Genomic DNA, 2,009 nt, shown 5'->3' on the forward strand with positions numbered 1-2,009 from the left:
TGTCTTAAAACATTCGCTTAGCTTGACTGTCGGCTCCTTAATCTTTGCGGATAGTTGAACCAAAATCATATTATAAATGCCAGTTTCTATCTTTTCTTTCCTTACAGCCATTGACAGATAATAATTTATAAAACAGGTATTATATCTGAATTTAGAGTTAAAATCATCATTTATACCCGATTCATATTTATTGAGCATGTTTAAATAAATGTGTCTTAGATTCATAATTTTATGGCCTTTTATGTTTATCACTTTTTAAAAGTAATCCCTGTTTCTTCAATGTATTAGCCCTATCTTTTTCATAGTTATAATTTTTTTCTCTTGCATTCTTTTATCAACGTTCATTGCATTTCATGTCTTAGTGCATTGTCATTAAATATTAAGATAAACAATAAGATGATAATTGTGCAAATAATACAAACCGTTCCCTTTTTACTTGTTATATACTTTTCAGTATTTATTAAACAAGGTATTAATCTTGTCTTTTGTTTTAAATATGGTCTTAATACAATGTATACAGCATATAACAAAAGCCATATAATATGTGCATTCCGTTCACTGGAACGTAAGTTTAGTAATCCACATATAAAATACTTCTCAAATAAGATTATTATATAAATGAAATAAAATAAAATATTTTCTAATATGCAGAAATCAGAATAGATTAGTTTAGATATGGCAAAAGGAACAAGCATAATAAGGCATATTACGCTGTATATAATCATTGTAAAAAACACTGCATTTAGAGGGGTAAATAATTGTACTGTTGTTGTTTTTATAGCATAAAAGAAACAAATAATAAAAGTTATGGTTAAACAGTATAAATATAATTTGAATAAATATTTTATCATATTTCGTTTTATACAAATATTTGTTTTATTCATAATTTTATTGGCAATAGCATATTTTATAAAGATTTTTTTAAGCAATAATAATATTCTGGCAATAATACGTTTATAGTCAAAAATGACAATAATTCCAATAAGGATAATTAGTGAAATTATATCTATTAAAAAAATGCTTTTACTATTAATACCATTACTATATATTTCATATAAATAATTTTTCAATACAACAAAGATTATATTACTTACAATAACCAAATAGTTATCAATTCTTTTCTTTTTATACAGGCCTGTCATGAAAAGAATCATGAAGATTAATGTCATCATTGGCGCAAAGAAAAATAAGACAGGTATGACACTTGGTCCATTTATACGGAAAGAGTCATAACTAATAAAAAAAGGAAATATAATTTGTATAAAAGTTGAAATACAAAAACAAATTCCCAAATCTTGTATTTTTATTATTTCTTCATTTCTCATTTTTACTAAAATCCTTTATACAAATTTTCTATTGCATTCATTAATTGTTTATTATAGCCTTCCTTTTCTTTAACAACTTTTTTTCTCTCTTCTTCACTCCATGGACGTATTTTTCCCCATCCACCAGGATAACCGTCTATTTGTTTGCCTATCTTTTCAATCTGTTCCATGGATACACCAGATTTTATAAGTAATGTTGTTGTACTTGTATTACAATTACCTGTTTCTTCTGAATTCGTTACAACATTATATTTTATTTCTTTATTTCCATCAAACTGTTTAGCGGTTTCTATAACTAATTTGTCAAATGCTTTACTGTCAATTCCCTTGGGAGGCGTAACTTCTATTATATTTTTATATTTTGAGAATCAAATTTAAAATTATTCTGATTGATATATCCCAAGGCCTCATTCATGGTTTTCTCATCATCTACATAATATAGTCTTTCAAGATTTCCACTAAAAATGCCGTCAGTAGCAGAACCATACGCATATCGTTTTGGGGCTCCATATCCTGTTACAAGTGTATATGTATGTGTTGGATAAGAAAACCATTGGAAACCCGGAAGAGTCGTTGCCACGACATATACTTTCTTTCCGTCTGGGTCGATATGACTTACCGGATTGTCAAGACAATATACATACGGACTGACATTCAGATAATCGTCCGCGAGCGGGTCCGGCC

The 2,009-nt window shown here is 27.9% G+C and carries 3 protein-coding genes and 1 pseudogene; all 4 read right to left on the reverse strand.

The window, feature by feature from the left end:
• A partial coding sequence (locus tag MoGM_RS13230; RefSeq protein ID WP_233210077.1) for a hypothetical protein occupies nt 1–225 on the reverse strand: 225 nt, incomplete at its 3' end.
• A 116-nt stretch (nt 226–341) separates the two neighbouring features.
• The gene (locus tag MoGM_RS00380) at nt 342–1,325 is read right to left on the reverse strand and encodes a hypothetical protein (RefSeq protein ID WP_104368271.1); all 984 of its coding nucleotides are present in this window, start codon (nt 1,323–1,325) and stop codon (nt 342–344) included.
• 5 nt (nt 1,326–1,330) lie between these two features.
• Nucleotides 1,331–1,495, reverse strand: coding sequence for a hypothetical protein (locus tag MoGM_RS12875; protein ID WP_158249524.1), 165 nt, complete (start codon nt 1,493–1,495; stop codon nt 1,331–1,333).
• Nucleotides 1,496–1,671: 176 nt separating this feature from the next.
• Nucleotides 1,672–2,009: pseudogene (locus MoGM_RS00385) on the reverse strand (hypothetical protein); the annotation flags it as partial.

Source organism: Prevotella sp. MGM1, from assembly GCF_002933775.1.
In the GTDB taxonomy this organism is placed as follows: Bacteria; Bacteroidota; Bacteroidia; order Bacteroidales; family Bacteroidaceae; genus Prevotella.

Coding starts and splice junctions, on each gene's coding strand:
- MoGM_RS00380 (WP_104368271.1), bottom strand. CDS start 1,325: ATGAGAAATGAAGAAATAATAAAAATACAAGATTTGGGAATTTGTTTT.
- MoGM_RS12875 (WP_158249524.1), bottom strand. CDS start 1,495: ATGGAACAGATTGAAAAGATAGGCAAACAAATAGACGGTTATCCTGGT.